An 18,198-nucleotide genomic window follows, 5' to 3' on the forward strand; every position below is an offset into this window, starting at 1 on the left:
ATGTTATTTAATTTATAAATGACGGTAATGTGGGCTAGATTATACAAATTTATTTTGCTCAAATTTTTTCCTCTAAGAAAATTTCTTAACCGTGTCATATTTCTAATTAAGGGTATATATGACTAATGGTTAAAGGAGGATTTTTAATGAACAAGCTGGAACGTATTACTGATATTGCTTTACCGGTTATAGGCGGCAGTATTGTAGGTTTGTTGTCGACAAAAAATGCAAAAAAGGATTATCAGGACTTTAAACAGCCTGCGTTTTCACCGCCGAAAGAAGCATTTGGTATTGTATGGCCAATTCTTTATACAACGATGGGAATTGCCCGTACGATCACTAAGTCATCACGAAAAGACTCTTCTAAAAATGCTTATTTGTATAACTCGCAGCTCGGTCTGAATTACTTATGGAGCATCCTGTACTTCCGATTTAAATTGAGAGGAACAGCATTAATTGAAAGCTATGCCTTATTTGCGAGTGTCTTACTGACAACTGTTGCGTTTTACAAGACGAATAAATTCGCAGGCTTGTTATTGGTACCGTATGTAGTTTGGACAGCCTATGCAACTTACCTTAATGCAGGATTTGTTGCATTGAATCACGATAAAGAAGAGTACGCAGAGGATATTTAATAACAGAATTATAAAAAAGGTACGGTCACCAGTATCAATCTGGTGTCCGTACTTCTTATTTGTTTTTATAAAAATATAAACATTGAAGCAACAAATAATATCGGGAGTAAGTTAATAATTGTACTTAGGATACTTAATGTTCTTCTATCTGTACCATTTTCATCAAATATGAAAGAAACGACACTTAAAATAAACAAAACCGCAGTGGTTAATAAAGGAAATCCAAATGGAACCAGAAAAATATTGTTCAGCTCATCTGAAACCATCGATATGAATACATAGATTAGATTTAAAACAGATACAGAAAGCAGTAATTTTTTCATTTTGAAAACTCCTTTAGAGTTTTATTTTAAAAACTTTTCGTTCATATATAGTGCGATAATACCAGATTGGAACATTATAGTGAAAATTATAAATGGAAATAGACTATCATATAAATCAAATGAAACTACTATCACAACAGCTGCAACAAGCCACACTAAAAATGTAACTGCCAATATCTTTCTTATTTTCTCCATATTCAACATAGTGACCAATCTTACTTCTTTTTATATTTATCTTTTTAAGATTCAGTTGAATCCGTATTTTTACGAGTTTTGAAAAAGATAACCGGAGCAATCACAAACATTACTATATACATAGTTTTGCTGGGTAAATACCTCATTTTCTCCATTACTTTATTTTCCGTGAGTGCTATAAAAGGAAACAGGATTACGCAAAAAGAAAAATAAATTGTCAGTATAAGATACGGAAACTCAAGTACATCTCCATTTGTAAAATGGTTTATGACATAAATGTAAAATCCAAAAACAACCAAGCCGATTATAAATGATAAAACTTTGAAGAAGATGTTACTGAAACTCATGAAAAATACTCCTTACTAATTAACTATACGATTTAAGTATTTCTTTACTTTTATCAACCAGCATTTCTGAGGTTATAAAAGCTTTTAAAATAGATATGATGTTATTTTTTCTGAACACTGGATTGATGTTTAAAGCATCCTGTTCCAGCTTATAATTATTGCCATTATAATTCTGAACAAGCTCGGTAAATTCTCTTAAGTCGTTTTTAGACAAATCTAACATTACTATAGTCTCATGAATAGTAGGCTGCTGCATCTGTTCATCATGTAATGTACCAATGAGCGTCAGCAAATTTGTATTATGGAATTTTAATTTTTCTATTTCGGCTAGTAACTTTTCGTATTCATTGTTAATCAACTTAATTATCCCCTTTTACTTCCCAGATCAGACTTTTGCTGTTTCTTACGCTCTTTTTCCATTAGTACACCGACACTCATCAGAATGAAAACCCAAAAAATAGAGAGAATAGCCATATCTCCACGGTTTAAAATACTTAAAGAAACTACAAGTATTATTCCGAGTATAAGTAGGATTCTTAAAAGTTTTAGTTTAATAGTAATCATCTGCTCTCATAAAAAAATGATTGATCCAAGGGGTAATAAAGCACAACTAATATTTCTTAATCATACTAAAGCACAACAGACTGAACAGTAATACTTAATACAACTAAATATTTTTCTTATTTTAAAATGTATTAGTGGGGGAGTAGAACAATGATTATTGTTTACAAACTCATCCTTGAATAAAGAATCCTCCAACCTGTTATTTAAGATTGGAGGACTTTTTATATAATTATCATTTTTCATCATACATACCTTTGAGAATAAAGTATGCAGATATCATCGTTAAGATTCCTACTAGGGTAGCATCATACAAATTTGAATTTTCAAAGCTGCTAAAGATATTGATATTAGTTACTATAATGGAACTTATAAAACCAGCTAATCCCACTAAAAAGAATCTGAAAACTATATTCATATTCAAAATCTTCCTTTTTAAAATAATAAAAATTTATAAATTCGACTGTAGTTTTTAAAGAAAACAGCTTCGCAATAATTCTTCCCATCAAGACAAAAACCTAAACAGTGTCAATCTGTTTAGGTTCATCAAATCCCTAGCCCTTACTAGCAATTAAGTTGATATGCAATCCAGATGGATAATCTATTTTATCAACTGTTAATCCTGCATCTTCAGCGTACTGGCGGAGTTCATACTCGAAAGGGTATTGTTCTGAGTCATCCCATTCTTCTCTGTATTTTTCTTTCGCTTCCTCCATATCGCTTTTATTATTAAATCCAATATCTAACAAATTCAAGGTGCCGCCTTGTTTTAATAATCTGCTGACTTCTTTGAAAGCATCTTCTCTTTTCGATAAAGGCACTTCATGGAAGCTGAAGCTCGATGTGATTAAGTCAAAATAATCACTTTCAAGTGGAATATTATTAAAATCTCCTGTTTCCACTTTGATTGAAGGAAACTTCTTTTTAGTCTCTTCAAGCATTTTCGGCGAGATATCAACCCCGTAAACATTTTTGGCGTCTTTAATATATTCAGCAATGAAATTTCCTGTACCGATGCCAATATCTAAAACATTCTCAGCTGCTTCAGGGTAATTCTTATATGCTTTTTTAATGCTGTGGCGATAACCGGTTAAAGGACCGCCGATGTCATCAATTTCTTCATCATAAGTCCCTGCCCAGTCGTCAAATAGTTCTGTAATGCTTCTCAAAAAATCTACTCCTTTTCCCGAGTACGTTTAAAACGTATCACCGATTTTCCTTACATCCATTATAGCAAAGTATTTTTTGAATTTTAAGACTATAAAGAATGCCCTTAGATTTATATACTGGTTAATAAGAGAGTGGAAAACTTATCAAAATTAATCGAAGGGAATGCATTTGATGAAGTTAGGGCTGGGACGTAATGAAGTAAGAATTGTTGATTACAACAGCGATTGGAAGTCGGAGTTTGAAAGGGTTAAAAAAGATTTGATGGAGAGCACGGGACTTGAAGAAAATCGTATTGAACATATTGGAAGTACGGCAATAAAAGATATGCAGGCCAAACCGATTATCGATCTGCTGGTTGGAGTGGATAATCTGGAGGCAGTTGATAAGCCGCTGCTGCAGTCTTTTAGGAAAGCAGGATTTTTAAGACTGAAAGTAGAACGGCCTGGAGAGATTGTCTTCGCAAAATTTGAAGATGATTCCTATCAGGTAAAAACTCACTATATCCACCTGGTTGAGTATCAGAAGCCATTGTGGAAGAATCTTATATTTTTCAGGGATTATTTAAATAATAATGAATATGCACGTCATCGGTATTTAAATATTAAAGAGACGTTTCTAAGAAGTAACTCTGAGGGGATAAGGGAATACACAAATTATAAAGAAGCATTTGTTAAAGAAATAATCGATAAAAGAACTTAAATACATCGGGATTATAGAAAATTTTATTTGGGGGACTGCTCATGAAAAGAATACTGGCTATTAGTGATATTCATGGAGAGTTAAAACTTTTTGACAGTTTGCTGGAAAAGGTGAACTACGATGAAGACGAGGATCAGTTAATCCTCTTAGGAGATTACGTTGACAGAGGCCCAAACTCTAAAGGGGTATTAAATAGAGTGAGTGAATTAAAGAGAAATGGTGCCATTGTCTTGAGAGGTAATCATGACGAGATGATGCTGAATGCTATGGACGGAGTACCTGAAGCCCTGGAACGCTGGGAAAAGAACGGTGCGCTTGCCACGTTGCAAAGTTATGATTCATCTATAGAGAGTGTAACTCTGTCAGCTGGAGCTGAATTTGAGAAACATATCTCTCTTATAAGAGAGATGGATTATTACTATGAAACAAAGGATTATATTTTTGTCCATGCGGGCGTCAGGCCGGATACACCTGTTCAGAAAACTGATCCGCATACTTTCGTATGGATTAGAGAATTATTTTATGAAAAATACTCAGGGGATAAGACTGTGATTTTTGGTCATACACCAACGTCAGTCATCCGGCAGGAAAAGAATCATGATATTTATTTTGGAGAAAATAATATTATCGGTATTGATGGAGCAGCTACCTATGGTGGGCAGCTCAATTGTCTGGAATTGCCCGGTAAGAAAACATACTCTGTGGCGAAAGAGGTGTAATTGTGGCCTGTATTCAAATTAAAGAAATAGATGCGAGTAATATAAATGAAGTGAGAAGAATCAGTGTAAAAGAGCATCAGAGGTCTTTCATCGAAATGGTGGATGAGTGTCTGGAAGAAGCGGCAATCTATAAACAATGGTGTCCTGTTGCCATTTATGATTATGATAAAATAGTCGGTTTTGCCATGTACGGTGCTTTCGGTAAAAACTCTGATACGTGGATAGACAGAATTATTATAGATGAGAAATATCAGGGGAAAGGTTTCGGAAAGCTTGCTATGAAAGAGTTAATCAAGATTATTACAGAAAAATATAATGTGAATACAGTTTATCTGAGTTTCGTTGAAAATAATGATGTTGCTCGTAAGTTGTATGAAAATCTGGGATTTAACTTTACAGGTGAATATGACCCCGAAGGTGAACTGATTTATAAGTTTAATTTAACAGAGAATTTCAAATAAAAGAGGAGGAGGTATATTGTTTACAGCAATTGATTTAGATTATATACAAATTTTATTACCGATAATATTTTTCACGATAGTTCTTTTATTTGTAGGTAATTCGTCATTATTCAATCCACACAATAACAATGTTAAAAGATCACCTGCGAGTTCCTTCCTTAAGGGGCTTATAGGAATAGAGCTCATTTTATTGATTCTCATACTATTATTACAACTGTAAAAGGGGAAATTGATTATGTTTGAAACTAAATTAGTGGAATCAGCGAGAGGCATTTTCGAAGTGTTTACTTACGGTCAAGGGGAGCCGTTAGCATATACTCATTTGTACAGCGAATATAATTCAAACGGAGATATTATGTCTCAGCAGTTAAGTGAGCATTATAAAGTATATGTGATTAACTTGCGGGGTGCGGGGCAATCTGATGACCAAACTGAAGACTATACCTACAGTATGGATGATGCGATTCATGATCTGGAAGCGGTAAGAAAAGCGCTTGATATAGAGAAATGGGCCTTTGCTGGTCATTCCACCGGCGGGTTTTTAGCTTTGAAATATGCTCTTATGTATCCGAAGTCATTAACTAAAATAATAGCAGGCGGCTTATGTGCTTCAGGTGAATATATGAATCATCCAGATAGTATATACTGCACAAAAAATCCGAATAACCAGCGTATGAAAGATATATTTACAGAAATGCGTTCGCCGGAAGCGACAAGTGTAGAAAGAAATGAGTTGGCTAAAGAATGGATAATGATGTCACTCTACAGGAAAGATGCATATTACGATATGCTGAAAAGAAAAAACAGCGGCAGAACGTTAATGTTTAAAATAGACTACTTTACAGAAGAATTAAAAGAATATGATGTCAGGAATGAACTTAAACAAAGTGACGTGCGTGCATACATATACTGCAGCCGTCATGATGCACAATGTCCATATGTTTTCAGTAAAGAAGCAGCAGATTTAATGCCTAATGCAACATTAGCAACTTTTGAATACAGTAATCATATGCCGGATATTGAAGAGGAAGATAAATTTAAGAAGTTTTTAGAAAGCACAGTTTCGTAATTTAAAATCTCAGCTTCAAAAAAGGGGATAGATGTGATTGAAGATAATGAGTTGGAAAATGCTAATAGGTTCTTCACGTCAGACCTATTTGGTAACAGGCTGGAGTTGATAGAATAGGTATAGTTTAAAGCAACTTGAGCGAAACTTAGGGGAGTGAGTCGGCTTGATAGAAATCAAAAATGTAAATTGGATTAATCTTGAAGACAAAATAATTGAAATGAAAGATATCAGTATTCATTCAGAAGATAAGATTGAAATTAATGGCAGAGGTAAATTTCTGATGCCGGGCCTGGCAGATATGCATACGCATATTACACCGGCCAGTGCAAAGCATTATTTATACAGCGGGGTTACAACAGTGAGAAACACAGGCGGCAATTATGAACTGCTCAATATGATTGATGGTGTATCTCCTAAAGTATATGCGACTTATCGTTTTATAGACGGTGAACCGGGGTTATGGGGACCTTCATCGTATGGAAATATTTCTACGAATAATATCGATACCGCGCTAGCTGGTGTTGAAGAACTGCATAAACAAGGCGCTAAATTCATCAAAGTATACGGTAATATTCAGGAAAATGTTTTAGAGGCAATCGTTAAAAAGAGCAGTGAATTGAATTTGGAAGTTGCTGCTGACCTGCTACATACAAAATCTATTGATTCCCTGAAAGCCGCAGCTTACGGAGTAAAGTGGCTTGAACATGCATCGAGTATTGTTCACAGTCTTTACCCTGGTTATAATACTCAAATTCCCACGGAAGAATTTGAGCGTATCAGCCAAATTGAAGTGGATGAGCAGAGATTAACAGCAGTGTTGACTCACTTAAAAGAAAAAGATGTAAAAATTGTACCGACTTTATCACTGTACAGACATCTGGCAGAAGGGCGGCCTTTTAATCCGTCAGAGCTTGAAAAGTCGAAACAAATGAAACTGCTGGATGAAGACAAAGTATTTACTGTAAATGATCAATTTAATGCGATTGATGCTCAGCTTAATGACGATTTTAGAAGAAGGCAGAAGTGGGAGTATGAACAAGTTAAAGCTATTACTGCAAAGTACTTAGAAATTGGCGGGGAAGTATATATCGGTACTGATGCACCTGCCGGCACATGGGTATATCCTGGCTTAAGCATGATAGAAGAACTGAATGAATTTAAATCTTTTAACTTAGATGCTTTTGACATACTGAAAAAAGCAACAGTAGAAGCGAAAGCAATTACCGGAGAAGATGACAGTTATCTGCTTCTTAATGGAAATCCTATTGAACAGTTCGAAAATATACTGGATATCAACACAGTTTTCGTATATGGAAAAAGTTTTAAACACTCGGAAATTGCAAATCATATTATAGAAGCAGAAGAAATGATGAGGATGTTTGAAGAAGTTGAGAAAAAGTATGAGATATTGTAGAAGCTAATATAAATTCCGGGGGAATTATTATGGGGATTAGAAACTTAAAGTAAGTTCGTTTGGCCTCATATTAAATAAAGTCTTTTTGATCAGTGTCTAATTTATAGGCTCCATTTTATAATAGTATCCTCTTTAATTTTATATAAAATAGTCCTTATTAAAACAAATGAAGATATTCTTATGAAGAGCATGAGTATGTATTCTCATACTAAGATGATTGATTCTATAATAGACTTATGTTTATAAGACGTGGAAAGAGGTATATTTTTAGTATGTATCTAAATAATATTTAGAATGGAGTGTTATTACATGAAAGCAGTCACTTATCAAGGACATCAGAAGATGAAGATGGAAGAAGTTGAAGACGCTAAGATTATTGAATCAACTGATGCAATTATAAAGATAACAGCATCTGGGATTTGTGGTTCAGATTTACATTTATATCATCAAGGTGACTTATTCATGGAACCTGGTTTTGTCATTGGACATGAACCGATGGGTATTGTTGAAGAGGTAGGAAAAGATGTAAAAAAACTAAAGAAAGGGGATCGTGTGGTAATACCTTTTAATATTGGGTGTGGGGACTGTTTCTACTGCAATAACGACATGGAATCTCAGTGTGACAATTCTAATGAAACACCAGCGAACTGGAAGTTAGATAATGGTGGCCTGTTCGGTTTTGGTAACCTTCATGGTAATCACTGGGGAGGACAGGCAGAATACTTAAGAGTACCTCATGCTGACTTTTCCTCATTTAAGGTTCCTGATAACAATCTAAAAGACGAGCAAGTTTTATTCTTATCAGACGTTGTACCTACTGCTTACTGGAGTGTAGAACACTCAGGCGTTAAACCGGGAGATACAGTCATTGTATTAGGTTGTGGCCCTATCGGTTTAATGGCGCAGAAGTTTGCGAAACAAAAAGGTGCAGAGAGAGTGATTGCGATTGACAATGTACAGCATCGTCTCAATCACGCCAAAAAGTACAATGGTGCTGAAGTGTATAACTTTGATGAAGAACAAGAAATAGGTAAACTTCTTAAAGAAAAAACTCGAGGCGGCGCAGATGTTGTTATTGATTGTGTAGGAATGGATGGACAGCAATCGAGTCCAGAACGGGAGCTATCTGAGAATTCTCAACAACGTGGAACAATAAGTCCTATACTTACCGCTACTGAATCAGTAAGAAAGTTTGGGACAATACAGCTTACTGGTATCTATGGATCACCTGCTGATAATTTCCCTCTAGATTTAATATTTAACCGTGATATTAAAATAACAAGTGGACAAGCCCCTGTTATTCATTTAATGCCTAAACTTTACGAGATGATTAAAGATGAAGTATTTGATCCTACAGAAATTATTACACATACTTTCCCGCTTGAAGAGGCAGACGAAGCTTACAAAGTATTTGATGAGAAGAAGGATAACAACATCAAGGTTATATTTAAACCAGAATAGAGTATAAAAACTTTTGTTCCCTGATATTAAATTATTGGAGGTAGTTTCTCTCATTAAAAAATAAAAGAAGTATCATGAGCACTAAAGTGAAACCCGTGTCAAGGACACTTTAAAAAAAGCGCTTGTATTTTTTAATGACACCGCTCTGCCAGTTCTCAGGAGAGAAGGAGAAATGACAATCACCCACGCTTGATATCGAGCGTGGGTGATTGTCATTTAAGCTGTTATTCATTCTTGGTTCACAGGTGCCTTCAGATGGTGGGCTAAGGGATATATGCCTGAGATGTTACCTGCAGCCAATATTAAAGTAATAACTGTCAGCGGGTGCACGCTGAGTGCATTACCCATAACATTAGGCGTAATTAAGTTACCGTCAATTTGCTGCGCGTAAAGCATAATAATTGCTACATACACCACCGTTAATGGATTCTGGAACAGGGCATCAATGATGGCCGGTGTTACAGTAATATATGGTCCTAAGAAGGGAATTACATCGGTAACAACTCCGATTAAGGCATAATTTCTAATTAAAAAATTCTTATTATGTGTTTTTTCACTCGCTTCTATGCTCACCAAAGGGAAGGTGAAAATTGAGATGAAAAAGTAAATACTCAGTAGAATATAGGGAAATTCTAAAAAGCTCCCTTTATGCGAGGTGATTACTATATCAATAATAAATATGTAAAACATAAAGAAGAAAATACCTATGATAAAACTTAATAATTTCATCACTTTATCTTCCATTTTAAAACTCCTAGCTTAGCTTAATTTTCATTTACCCACTCAATTATCTTCTGACTCGACTCTTCAACGGTTAAGTGAGTCACATCCAGCTTGAGATATTTATCTTCCTGAATTTCATTATCATATGAATTCAGTCTGTGCTTTTCAGCCGACTTCGTCAACTCAGCATGGGAAAACTCAACATTTCTTTTAGAAGGTTTCTTCTCCAATCTATACTCGGTCGTATTTCTTCTGATCCGCTCTTCAAGATCAGCTGCGAGTTCCACAAAATAAATATCGTGAGATTCCTTATTAAAGATTTTCTTAAGTGTGTTTATATAATCCCAATCCTCCTGCATATCAAAGGGCCAGACAAAGGTAAAGATTATCCCTGGATGCGAGTCATCTTCGGCAATATGTTCAAAAATTCCCATCCGGATTTGGTCTGACAATCTGAACGTATCCTTATTCCAGCCAATATACGGCCAAATCGCATCGAGTGTCACATGATTATGCAAGAGCGGCAGATTAAACGCTGTACCGACCTTTTCGCCTATAGTCATCTTGCCGACAGCCTGCGGGCCAAATATCAATATTATCTTCATAAGTATATCCCCCTGACACGTGTGATATTAGGAGTTTACCATATATAAAATGTGATAAGATAAGTATAAATACATAAATAGAGAAGAGTGTAATAACGAAGGGGATAAGGGTTATGAATAATGGGACGGTTATTATTTTATATGTACTGCTCACGCTCAACACGTTACGTTACGGCACTTACATTCTGGAAGGCAATTCAAGCACATACTACATTGCGATGTTCAGTTTGAACTTACTGGCAATACTCTTCACGGTTACTTACAGAGCGGTTAAAGCAAAGAAAGCATCCGAAGCGGATATTACGAAATAATGCTTTAAAGGGGATAAAGCATGGAAACGAATTTACTGAAGGGAAATCAACAGCCGCCGATGGAATTACTGCTGACAGCTGACCCATCCGAGCAACTTGTGAAAGAATATTTGGATAGAGGACAATGTTATACAGCAGAAATTGAAAATCACACAGCCGGTGTGTACGTGCTGCTTGAAACGAGTGATGACACTATCGAACTCATAAATATCGCAGTTGATGAACAGTACCAGGGTAGTAGAATAGGCAAAGCCCTTGTTAAAGATGCGATCCAAAAATCTGCAGACATGGGTTACAAAAAGATTGAAGTAGGCACCGGTAATTCAAGCATTGGCCAGCTTGCCTTATATCAAAAATGCGGCTTTAGAATATCAGATATTGATAAAGACTTTTTTGTAAGAAACTATGATGAAGATATTTTTGAGAACGGAATTCATTGCAGAGACATGATACGTTTGTCTCAAATGCTGAAAGGAGATTGAGGAATGGAAATTACTGTTAAGAGGAGAACCTGGTTTCTCGGCTGGCTGCTACCTATCAGTATAAAATTCAACTCTGAAATAATCGGTTCTGTCGGCGGTTTTCATACAAGAATTATGGATATACCCGAAGAATCTGGTACTCTGACTTACTATCAACCGCTGGATCGCACCGACCGGATTGAAGTCAAAGACGGTGACTTAGTACTAGTTAAAGAAACAGTGATAAGTCAAATTCTGAATATAGTTTTTGTCCTATCATTGCTATTTTTTATAGTGAGCAACAGACTGAATATATATACTGAAAGCTCTCCTTATCCATCAGATTTTTTAAAGGTTAGCGGTATAGCAGTCACCATAATATTTGTTGTATTTATAATCATCTCCTTTTTCTTCAATTCATATAAATTCGTAATAGAAAATAATTCATCTAAGGAGTAGTTCATAGTGGGTACATTTATCGTAATATTATTTGCAGCTTTCGTATTTTATTTTGTTATCAAGTATGCAGTCAGACAAGCATTGATTGAAGCTAAAGTGAACGAATCTGAGTTAAGCGCACAAGTCAGAGCAAATAATTTATTCAACCAGATACAGAATATACAATATGAAATTACGGCAGATACGAACTCTAATGAAGTGAAGTTGAAAGCGAAAGAAATTTACGATACCAGTTTTGATGTTTTAGTCTCTGACATGGCAGATGAAGAGAAAGTCAGACAACTTAAAATTAAAGAAAACGAAATGAATATGTTAAGGAGCGAGGATAGGATATGAATCAATCAAAAGATCCTGAATACATTGATCCCGCCAAGTTACGATCTAAGAATAAAAGACAGATTGCAGAGCCTATGAGTAAGGCTGATACAGCATTCGGACTATTCGAGATAATATTCTATATACCACGTTTAATTATGCAAGTGTTCAGATGGATATTTAATTAAAGAATAAATAAGGCTAAAAAATGATACAGATTTCTTAAACAGAAGATTTTTGTGTCGTTTTTTATTTATTTTAAATTTGATATAAAAATTAGAGGGTTTACGGACTGTCGAATTACGTCATCAATTTAAAATTAAAGAAATGATATAGGTTTGTTAGGGAGTGAGAAGAACGTATATGAAAAAAAATTCTTGAAACACTATATAAGACACCAGAGATAATGAAATTATTTATTGTCTACTGTTTATTTATCTACTTTCTTATGGATATAGTGCCGGCACGTGAAAGTATGATGTAGATTATAGGTTATTCAATTCTTAGCGGCTTTGGGAGTGACCTGCTATCGGCAATTTATATGAAACCAAAAAGCAAGAAGGAAGATAAGTAAAAACATTTAACAGCATGGAGAAGGTACAGGTGTCTTGATCTGTACCTTCTCCTGTATTTTAAAGGTGAGTCAGGTTCAGCACATCTAATGTCGCTGTCATAAGAGATGTTCTTGCATCTATATCATTCCCGTGTTTTTGTACTTTAAGAATTTTACCATTATGCATATATTTACCATTGTATTTTTCAGGGAATTTCACAGCCATTACTGTCGAAAAACTACCTTCTTCCGCAGTAAGGAAAAACGGTGTCAGTACTTTATAGACCAGGTTGCCGAATCGTTCATTTTTCGGTGTTTTCCCTAAGTTAGTCGACACTGCTCCTGGGTGTACAGCTGTCGTTTTTAACCCCTCTTCATGATACGAGTCGTACAGGGTCTGCATCAGATACAAAGTGCCCAGTTTCGACTGGCCGTAGTTCGTCACGGGGTTAAATTTTCTTCGTTTAAAGTAGGGTGCCTTTAGCGGTGCGAATTTATATCCATTCGATGAAACGACAACAATCTGTTTTGTTTCGCTGTCAAGGACAAGCGGCAGCAGCAGGTGTGTCAAATAAAAATGACCGATATAATTTGTCCCCATCATCATTTCAAAACCATCTTTCGTTTCCTGCTTCGTTAAAGAAACTACGCCCGCATTTAAAATTAAACAATCTATTGAATCGTACTTTTCTTTCATTTTATTTGCTGCAGCTTCTATTGATGACAGCTCACTCAAATCGCAGTGAATTACATCTATCTGAACAGGTGATTTTGTTTCTATTTCCTGTTTTAATACTTCTCCTTTATTTAAATTACGGACAAGAAGAACGATTCGGTCGAATTGATCAGCTAATTCCAAGGCAGTCGCTCTCCCGATGCCTGATGTTGGTCCTGTAATTACCATTATATTTTCGCTCATTTAATCACCCTCTGCTGTAAGTTTAAGTAATAACTCAATACCCTTACAATAAATATAAACACACTTATATAAAAATTAATAATCATATAATGCTGACCGATATAATTCACTATGAAAATATCGAGAGAATTTTTTGGCAACTCTGTAGTATGTAATTTGAAAGGACGGTGGAAATGATGATTAAAACTTTAAATGATGTTATTAATTTTATTGAAGATAACCTTGCCAATGATATTAAATTAGAAGATGTCGCAGCATATACAGGGGAATCTGACTATCACTTCAGAAAAGTGTTTCAGTATATCAGCGGCATACCGCTCAGTGAATATATTAAAAACAGGAAATTAGCTGTGGCAAATCAGGATTTGGTGAATGGCTGCAGTGTTACAGATACTGCTTTTAAATACGGCTATCAATCAGTGGACGGCTTCACCAGAGCTTTCAAAACATGGAGCGGCTATTTGCCGTCTGAAATTAAGAAGACAAAGATTCACCTAACCTACCCTAAACTTTCATTTTATATCGATGTCAGAGGAGGAGAAAATATGGAAGTACGTATAAAAGAAATGCCTGCATTTACGATTGCCGGAGTGAGCAGAAGAGTACCGATGCAGTTTGAAGGGGTTAACAATGAGATTATGGAACTTGCTAAAAGTATTACTGCAGAAGAGAGAGAAGAAATGCACAGACTGCAGAACCTTGAGCCTGAGCAGATTATTAATGCATCGTATGATGCAGATGAGAAATTTTTGAAAGACGAGGGGAGTTTAACGCACATGATTGGTGTGCTGACGACTAAAGAGAATATCAGTCCAGTGCTCGATACGGTTAGTGTAGATGGACACACTTGGGCAGTATTTCCCAATGAAGGTCCATTCCCGGAAACAATGCAGCAGACGACGGCCCGCACGTATTCAGAATGGCTGCCCTCATCAAATTATGAATTAGTTGAAGCACCAGGTTTTTCATTTACAATTATGGATGCTGAAAGAGAAGATTACGCCTACAGTGAAATTTGGATGCCCGTAAGAAAAGTAAAAATGCAGTAACTAAAAAAACCTTCTGACTTAATTGTCAGAAGGTTTTACTATATAGTCATCATAATTTTTCTCTTTTTTATTGCCGATGATTGTAATCAGGATAAAGGCAGAGGCATAGATTGCCAGCAGTATTGACATCGTATAATTATGGTTCTGTGTTCCATCGTATATAAAGCCGATTACAAACGGGAACAGGCCGCCGAGAATACAGCCCCCGGTCTGCATCATAGCCGTCCATGAGTTAGCTCCGTCTGCTGTTACAGTTTCATCGAGCGGCAGCATCAGTGCTGCAGAGTACAATCCGCCAAGCGGAATACCCATCATAAAGGCGCCGATCCACATCAAGGTGTGGTCTCCGGTCCAGAACAAGAGGGTTGCGATAGTTCCTGATACGAGAATGAAGTAAATCCAGTTTCTGCGTGCCGGATATTTCTCCATCATTATCGGCAGCAGCAGGTTGAAGATAACCTGTACAGACATCACTGCACTTAAGAGCATACCGCCCTGAATCATCGTCATACCGTTTTCCACTGACATCGGAACAAGCCATGTAATCGTTGAGAAATAGAGAGCCGCCTGCAGTGCGTAAAACAGCATAAACAGATACGGTGTAAACTGTTTCCAAGGAGAAGGAAAGTTGTATTTCACTTCAGCAACATTTTGTTTAGGCAGTTTGCTGTTGGCACCTGTTTTTAAGACAAAGGCAACAACCAGTACTCCGAATAAACCAAACACTGCCCAAATCGCGAGGGCAAACATGTAGGAGTCTGAAACTTCAAAGAAAATGCCTGTAAGAGCTGCACTGGCCGCAGATCCCATACTCATAAAGAAGGTTGAAATACCGATTGCAATCGCCGCGTGCCCCGGGAAATATTTCTTAATAACGGCAGACATTGTCGGCCCGAGTACTGCAACAGCAAGACCGATTAAAAAGGCAGTAATTAAGAGTGTTGAGAAGCCCGGCAGAAATCCGCGGACCGCAGTAGCAACACCGAGCACTGCCAGCATAAGTATCAAAGTAAATTTAGAACCGTATTTTTTATTCAGTACAGTGGCTAGTGACGCAAAAATTCCCATACAAAGAACGGGAACAGTAGTAAGAAGACTGGCTTGTGCATTGGACAGTGACAAGGAAGTGCGAATCGTATCCATTAGAGGACCGACTGATGTAATGCCGAGACGGAGGTTTAGTGAAATGGCAGCAATGACAAAAAGCAGCAGAAAAGTATTTTTATTATAAATTTTACCCAATTCTTATCCTCCCGAATTTCATATTATTCATATAGTAATACTTATGATACCATTAGACATGATATACATAAAATATTAATTAAATTACTTAAAATAACTTTTTTCATATACTTGAGGTGAATTTATGGACATTCGGCAATTACGGTATTTTATCGTTATCGCAGAAGAGAAACAGATATCAGCAGCAGCGAAGAAGCTTTATATGTCGCAGCCGCCGCTCAGCCAGCAGCTGAAAAATATGGAAGCATCGCTCGGTGAACAACTGTTTGAACGGAGCGGCAAATTTTTAGAGCTGACTGAAGCGGGTAAAACTTTATATAAATACGCACTTCAAATTACACAGATGATGGAAGAGGCTAAAAATGAAGTTGCGGATGTTGGAGGAGGAATAGACGGCAGGCTTGCAGTCGGTATTAATACTTTTTCCTTAGGCAATTTAAATGAGGTATTTCATCAGTACAGAAGCATGTATCCAAAAATAAAATATAAAATACAGCAGAATGAATCGTCTCTGCTCTGCTATCTTTTGAAGCAGCGGGAAATAGAAATGGCAATCGTCCGTCTGCCGCTTGAAATAGATGAATTTACACTGCAGCATCTGCACAGCGAACCGTTTTACGTTATCACTTCCAAAGAGAAAAAACTGTTTACAGGAGATGCGACACTCGAGGAAGTGAGCCGCTATCCGCTCGTCCTGCCTAGTATCGAAGGACTGGGTGTGTATTATTCAATCCATGAAGCATTCTCCAAAGCTAAAATACAGCCGGAAATTATTGCGGAGTTTTCTGATTTAAAGCTGATGATGGAGCTTGTTTCCACTGATTTTGGTGTTTCGATTGTGCCGGAATCTCTCCTTCATCTTTACAAGGAATATCCGGTGCATATTCACAAAATTGCAGATTCTGAACAGCTATCAGGTGATATTGGTTTAATCTGGCTGAAGGATCATCGTCTGTCTAAAGCAGCTCAGAATTTTATCGATGTGCTGACTGCAAACATCGATAAGGGAGATATCGGACTGATATAATATAAGCGGGGTGGTTTTATGAAGCAGAAAAATATAAATGTTTTAGGCGGAATAATTTCCAGACTGGCCGGGAGAAAAGAAAAAGAGTATATAGATAGTCTCAATCAGGAAAAGCTCGAGAGAAATATACAAGCAGCTAAAGACAGGCTGGAAGAAGGTAATCTGTCTGTATGTCAAAAACAGGAGTATGAAAAAACGCTCAGGCATCTGGAGAAATACCAAAAATAAAGAAGAAACGAAGGGGATACAGTGTTTAAATCAGCCAATAGAAAAACATACTCTATGGCAGCAGGTCACTTATTTTGTGATATGAACTCAGGCATTCTGCCGGCCCTGCTGCCTTTTTTAATTTTTGCTTATGACTTTACATATACAGCGGCAGCAGCCCTCATATTTGCAGCAAATATCGTCTCATCAGTCTCTCAGCCTTTTATCGGTATATATTCAGATATTATATCTAAAAAATGGATGGTGCCTTTAGGATTAATCCTCGGCAGCTCAGGGCTCGCGGTTATTGGCTTTTTAGATAGCTACTGGGCAATTTTTGCTGCCATTATGGTCAGCGGGCTTGGAACAGCACTGTTTCACCCGGAAGCCGCAAAGACCGTGACTTTGAATGCAGGGAAAAACAAAGCATCGGATATGAGTATATTTTCTTTAGGCGGTACTCTGGGCTTTGCCCTCGGACCAATTGTCGCTACTGTCACGCTCATGCTGTGGGACTTGCAGGGTTTGATAATTTTAATTATCCCGTCGCTGATTATGAGTTTGATTATTTGGAAAGTCACCAGTGAACCGGCGGGGCAAAAAGCACCCGTTTCTTCTGCAGCAACAGCTCAGGAACTTCCGAAAGACCAGTGGAAACCATTCTCGCTCTTAAGCGTTGTGCTGATTATGCGGTCCATTGTCTTTATAAGTTTGAACACTTTTATTCCGCTGTTCTGGATTACGATTATTCTCCAGTCCAATGAATCGGGGAATATACTCTTAAGTATCTTCCTGATCTCGACATCAGCGGGTACACTCTTTGGAGGCAGAATCGCAGACAGTTTAGGTTACTTAAAAGTAATCCGCTACAGCTTTATAGCAGTTGTACCGGTCTTATTCATCCTCTCTGTTACAGAATCGTTCGCACTCTCGGCACTGATGATAATCGCAGCAGGATTTCTAATTTTTATGCCGTACAGTTCACTCGTTGTGCTGGGGCAGCAGTATCTGCCGAACAGAGTCGGTCTGGCATCAGGTGTCACTCTCGGTTTATCGGTCAGTGCCGGCGGAGTCTTTGCACCGGTTTTAGGTAAAATCGCAGATATATACGGAGTATCGACAGTCATGACGATTATCTTTGTTATTGCGGTCATCGCTTTAATATTTACTCTGATGCTGTCACGGATGCATAAACAGTTAAAACTAAGTGCTTCTTATTAAAAATGTAAGAGGCCGGACTTTGGCAATTCGCCAAAGTCCTTTTTTGTTTAGT

General features: G+C 36.9%; 22 protein-coding genes and 1 pseudogene. 15 read left to right on the forward strand and 8 right to left on the reverse strand.

Annotated elements, in window-relative coordinates; genetic code table 11:
- Positions 1 to 146 precede the first annotated feature (146 nt).
- Positions 147 to 635 (forward strand): TspO/MBR family protein, encoded by a 489-nt coding sequence (locus tag MHH58_RS02840; RefSeq protein ID WP_135096291.1) that lies wholly within the window; start codon positions 147 to 149, stop codon positions 633 to 635.
- A 65-nt stretch (positions 636 to 700) separates the two neighbouring features.
- On the opposite strand, the gene MHH58_RS02845 is transcribed toward MHH58_RS02840, so the two are convergent.
- The 4 genes from MHH58_RS02845 to MHH58_RS02860 all read right to left on the reverse strand — a co-directional run bounded on the left by MHH58_RS02845 (position 701) and on the right by MHH58_RS02860 (position 3,230).
- Complete coding sequence (locus MHH58_RS02845; protein ID WP_341344976.1) at positions 701 to 958, reverse strand: hypothetical protein; 258 nt, start codon at positions 956 to 958, stop codon at positions 701 to 703.
- 561 nt (positions 959 to 1,519) lie between these two features.
- Entirely contained in the window at positions 1,520 to 1,858 is a 339-nt protein-coding gene (locus MHH58_RS02850) for a hypothetical protein (protein ID WP_341344977.1), read from the reverse strand.
- A 5-nt stretch (positions 1,859 to 1,863) separates the two neighbouring features.
- Positions 1,864 to 2,064, reverse strand: coding sequence for a hypothetical protein (locus MHH58_RS02855; RefSeq protein ID WP_341344978.1), 201 nt, complete (start codon positions 2,062 to 2,064; stop codon positions 1,864 to 1,866).
- A 551-nt stretch (positions 2,065 to 2,615) separates the two neighbouring features.
- Positions 2,616 to 3,230: a class I SAM-dependent methyltransferase gene (locus tag MHH58_RS02860; RefSeq protein ID WP_341344979.1), complete on the reverse strand. Its 615-nt coding sequence runs from the start codon at positions 3,228 to 3,230 to the stop codon at positions 2,616 to 2,618.
- A 172-nt stretch (positions 3,231 to 3,402) separates the two neighbouring features.
- Between MHH58_RS02860 and MHH58_RS02865 the strand changes: the two genes are divergently transcribed.
- From MHH58_RS02865 to MHH58_RS02890, 6 genes are all read left to right on the forward strand, one after another.
- Positions 3,403 to 3,930, forward strand: a complete 528-nt coding sequence (locus MHH58_RS02865) for a GrpB family protein (protein WP_341344980.1) — start codon at positions 3,403 to 3,405, stop codon at positions 3,928 to 3,930.
- Between the two features lie 41 nt (positions 3,931 to 3,971).
- A complete protein-coding gene (locus MHH58_RS02870) occupies positions 3,972 to 4,649 on the forward strand; it encodes a metallophosphoesterase family protein (RefSeq protein WP_341344981.1) in 678 nt (225 codons plus the stop codon).
- A 2-nt stretch (positions 4,650 to 4,651) separates the two neighbouring features.
- The gene (locus MHH58_RS02875; RefSeq protein ID WP_341344982.1) at positions 4,652 to 5,110 is read left to right on the forward strand and encodes a GNAT family N-acetyltransferase; all 459 of its coding nucleotides are present in this window, start codon (positions 4,652 to 4,654) and stop codon (positions 5,108 to 5,110) included.
- Positions 5,111 to 5,345: 235 nt separating this feature from the next.
- Complete coding sequence (locus tag MHH58_RS02880) at positions 5,346 to 6,179, forward strand: alpha/beta fold hydrolase (protein WP_341344983.1); 834 nt, start codon at positions 5,346 to 5,348, stop codon at positions 6,177 to 6,179.
- 163 nt (positions 6,180 to 6,342) lie between these two features.
- On the forward strand, positions 6,343 to 7,593 hold the full coding sequence (locus MHH58_RS02885; RefSeq protein ID WP_341344984.1) for an amidohydrolase family protein: 1,251 nt from the start codon (positions 6,343 to 6,345) through the stop codon (positions 7,591 to 7,593).
- 309 nt (positions 7,594 to 7,902) lie between these two features.
- A complete protein-coding gene (locus tag MHH58_RS02890) occupies positions 7,903 to 9,054 on the forward strand; it encodes an alcohol dehydrogenase catalytic domain-containing protein (protein WP_341344985.1) in 1,152 nt (383 codons plus the stop codon).
- A 270-nt stretch (positions 9,055 to 9,324) separates the two neighbouring features.
- On the opposite strand, the pseudogene MHH58_RS02895 reads toward MHH58_RS02890, so the two are convergent.
- Together MHH58_RS02895 and MHH58_RS02900 are read right to left on the reverse strand one after the other, a co-directional pair.
- Positions 9,325 to 9,570, reverse strand: a pseudogene (locus MHH58_RS02895) (AI-2E family transporter); the annotation flags it as partial.
- 248 nt (positions 9,571 to 9,818) lie between these two features.
- Positions 9,819 to 10,382 carry a shikimate kinase gene (locus MHH58_RS02900; RefSeq protein ID WP_341344986.1) on the reverse strand — a complete coding sequence of 188 codons (564 nt, stop codon included), beginning with the start codon at positions 10,380 to 10,382 and terminating at the stop codon, positions 9,819 to 9,821.
- 113 nt (positions 10,383 to 10,495) lie between these two features.
- Here MHH58_RS02900 and MHH58_RS02905 point away from each other — a divergent pair, with 113 nt between their 5' ends.
- The 4 genes from MHH58_RS02905 to MHH58_RS02920 are packed head-to-tail and all read left to right on the forward strand — an operon-like array spanning position 10,496 to position 11,949.
- Positions 10,496 to 10,693, forward strand: a complete 198-nt coding sequence (locus MHH58_RS02905; RefSeq protein WP_341344987.1) for a hypothetical protein — start codon at positions 10,496 to 10,498, stop codon at positions 10,691 to 10,693.
- A 20-nt stretch (positions 10,694 to 10,713) separates the two neighbouring features.
- Complete coding sequence (locus tag MHH58_RS02910; RefSeq protein WP_341344988.1) at positions 10,714 to 11,175, forward strand: GNAT family N-acetyltransferase; 462 nt, start codon at positions 10,714 to 10,716, stop codon at positions 11,173 to 11,175.
- A 3-nt stretch (positions 11,176 to 11,178) separates the two neighbouring features.
- A complete protein-coding gene (locus MHH58_RS02915; protein WP_341344989.1) occupies positions 11,179 to 11,613 on the forward strand; it encodes a hypothetical protein in 435 nt (144 codons plus the stop codon).
- 6 nt (positions 11,614 to 11,619) lie between these two features.
- A complete protein-coding gene (locus tag MHH58_RS02920; RefSeq protein ID WP_341344990.1) occupies positions 11,620 to 11,949 on the forward strand; it encodes a hypothetical protein in 330 nt (109 codons plus the stop codon).
- A 611-nt stretch (positions 11,950 to 12,560) separates the two neighbouring features.
- Here the strand turns inward: MHH58_RS02920 and MHH58_RS02925 are convergent.
- Positions 12,561 to 13,400 (reverse strand): SDR family NAD(P)-dependent oxidoreductase, encoded by an 840-nt coding sequence (locus MHH58_RS02925; protein ID WP_341344991.1) that lies wholly within the window; start codon positions 13,398 to 13,400, stop codon positions 12,561 to 12,563.
- A 176-nt stretch (positions 13,401 to 13,576) separates the two neighbouring features.
- Here MHH58_RS02925 and MHH58_RS02930 point away from each other — a divergent pair, with 176 nt between their 5' ends.
- Positions 13,577 to 14,449 (forward strand): AraC family transcriptional regulator, encoded by an 873-nt coding sequence (locus tag MHH58_RS02930; RefSeq protein WP_341346085.1) that lies wholly within the window; start codon positions 13,577 to 13,579, stop codon positions 14,447 to 14,449.
- An 18-nt stretch (positions 14,450 to 14,467) separates the two neighbouring features.
- On the opposite strand, the gene MHH58_RS02935 is transcribed toward MHH58_RS02930, so the two are convergent.
- Positions 14,468 to 15,691 carry an MFS transporter gene (locus MHH58_RS02935; RefSeq protein WP_341344992.1) on the reverse strand — a complete coding sequence of 408 codons (1,224 nt, stop codon included), beginning with the start codon at positions 15,689 to 15,691 and terminating at the stop codon, positions 14,468 to 14,470.
- Between the two features lie 124 nt (positions 15,692 to 15,815).
- On the opposite strand from MHH58_RS02935, the gene MHH58_RS02940 reads away from it, so the two are divergent.
- From MHH58_RS02940 to MHH58_RS02950, 3 genes are read left to right on the forward strand one after another with little or no spacing between them, the layout of a single operon-like run.
- Positions 15,816 to 16,718, forward strand: coding sequence for a LysR family transcriptional regulator (locus MHH58_RS02940; protein WP_341344993.1), 903 nt, complete (start codon positions 15,816 to 15,818; stop codon positions 16,716 to 16,718).
- Positions 16,719 to 16,736: 18 nt separating this feature from the next.
- Entirely contained in the window at positions 16,737 to 16,946 is a 210-nt protein-coding gene (locus tag MHH58_RS02945; RefSeq protein WP_341344994.1) for a hypothetical protein, read from the forward strand.
- 21 nt (positions 16,947 to 16,967) lie between these two features.
- Positions 16,968 to 18,146 carry an MFS transporter gene (locus tag MHH58_RS02950; protein WP_341344995.1) on the forward strand — a complete coding sequence of 393 codons (1,179 nt, stop codon included), beginning with the start codon at positions 16,968 to 16,970 and terminating at the stop codon, positions 18,144 to 18,146.
- Positions 18,147 to 18,198: the final 52 nt, after the last annotated feature.

The sequence above is a fragment of the Jeotgalicoccus sp. FSL K6-3177 genome, assembly GCF_038050175.1.
GTDB classification, from domain to species: domain Bacteria; phylum Bacillota; class Bacilli; order Staphylococcales; family Salinicoccaceae; genus Jeotgalicoccus; species Jeotgalicoccus nanhaiensis.

Coding starts and splice junctions, on each gene's coding strand:
- MHH58_RS02880 (WP_341344983.1), top strand. CDS start 5,346: ATGTTTGAAACTAAATTAGTGGAATCAGCGAGAGGCATTTTCGAAGTG.
- MHH58_RS02855 (WP_341344978.1), bottom strand. CDS start 2,064: ATGATTACTATTAAACTAAAACTTTTAAGAATCCTACTTATACTCGGA.
- MHH58_RS02870 (WP_341344981.1), top strand. CDS start 3,972: ATGAAAAGAATACTGGCTATTAGTGATATTCATGGAGAGTTAAAACTT.
- MHH58_RS02905 (WP_341344987.1), top strand. CDS start 10,496: ATGAATAATGGGACGGTTATTATTTTATATGTACTGCTCACGCTCAAC.
- MHH58_RS02840 (WP_135096291.1), top strand. CDS start 147: ATGAACAAGCTGGAACGTATTACTGATATTGCTTTACCGGTTATAGGC.
- MHH58_RS02915 (WP_341344989.1), top strand. CDS start 11,179: ATGGAAATTACTGTTAAGAGGAGAACCTGGTTTCTCGGCTGGCTGCTA.
- MHH58_RS02845 (WP_341344976.1), bottom strand. CDS start 958: ATGAAAAAATTACTGCTTTCTGTATCTGTTTTAAATCTAATCTATGTA.
- MHH58_RS02890 (WP_341344985.1), top strand. CDS start 7,903: ATGAAAGCAGTCACTTATCAAGGACATCAGAAGATGAAGATGGAAGAA.
- MHH58_RS02925 (WP_341344991.1), bottom strand. CDS start 13,400: ATGAGCGAAAATATAATGGTAATTACAGGACCAACATCAGGCATCGGG.
- MHH58_RS02865 (WP_341344980.1), top strand. CDS start 3,403: ATGAAGTTAGGGCTGGGACGTAATGAAGTAAGAATTGTTGATTACAAC.
- MHH58_RS02945 (WP_341344994.1), top strand. CDS start 16,737: ATGAAGCAGAAAAATATAAATGTTTTAGGCGGAATAATTTCCAGACTG.
- MHH58_RS02910 (WP_341344988.1), top strand. CDS start 10,714: ATGGAAACGAATTTACTGAAGGGAAATCAACAGCCGCCGATGGAATTA.
- MHH58_RS02900 (WP_341344986.1), bottom strand. CDS start 10,382: ATGAAGATAATATTGATATTTGGCCCGCAGGCTGTCGGCAAGATGACT.
- MHH58_RS02930 (WP_341346085.1), top strand. CDS start 13,577: ATGATTAAAACTTTAAATGATGTTATTAATTTTATTGAAGATAACCTT.
- MHH58_RS02940 (WP_341344993.1), top strand. CDS start 15,816: ATGGACATTCGGCAATTACGGTATTTTATCGTTATCGCAGAAGAGAAA.